The organism is Thermus sp. FJN-A (assembly GCF_054655095.1).
The window spans coordinates 1-471 of sequence record NZ_BAAHSC010000047.1 but is presented as its reverse complement, the minus strand read 5'-3'; the positions used below and the strand labels follow the sequence as shown (position 1 = coordinate 471).

At 73.9% G+C, this 471-nt stretch carries 1 pseudogene; it reads right to left on the bottom strand.

The features are described from left to right. Positions 1–471: pseudogene (locus tag ACYQ0J_RS00230) on the bottom strand (hypothetical protein); the annotation flags it as partial.

The following is a 471-nucleotide window of genomic DNA, read 5'->3' as shown; positions in this document are numbered from 1 at the left end:
CTTCCGGGCCAGGACCCACTTCCCCAAGGGGAAGGCCCGCTCGGCGAGGAGCCTCCCCCCCCGCAGGGCCCCCTCGAGGCGGTAGGCCTTCCTGGGCTCCAGGAAGGCGGTGAAGCCCCGGGCCCGGCCCAGGACGAGCCTGAAGGCCTCCCCGCTCTTGGGCTGGACGAGGACCACGAACCTCCTTCCGTCGGCGTGGAGGAGGATCCCGTGCACCACCAGCTCCGGCCCCTCCCTGGGGCGCTTGAGCTTGAGGGCCACATGGGCCTCCGTGAGCCTCCCCTCCTCGTCCGTGCGGGGCCAGAGGGTGAAGACCCCCTCCCCCTGGTGCTCCTCCGGCTGGCTCAGGGCGTACCCGGCCACCTCCACCCGGCACCCCTCGGGAAGGCGGGGGCTAGAGAAGCCCTCCTCCCCCAGGCTCCCCTCCAGGAAGAGGGTGGCCTGGTGGGCCGGGTGGCGGGCCCCGGGCTT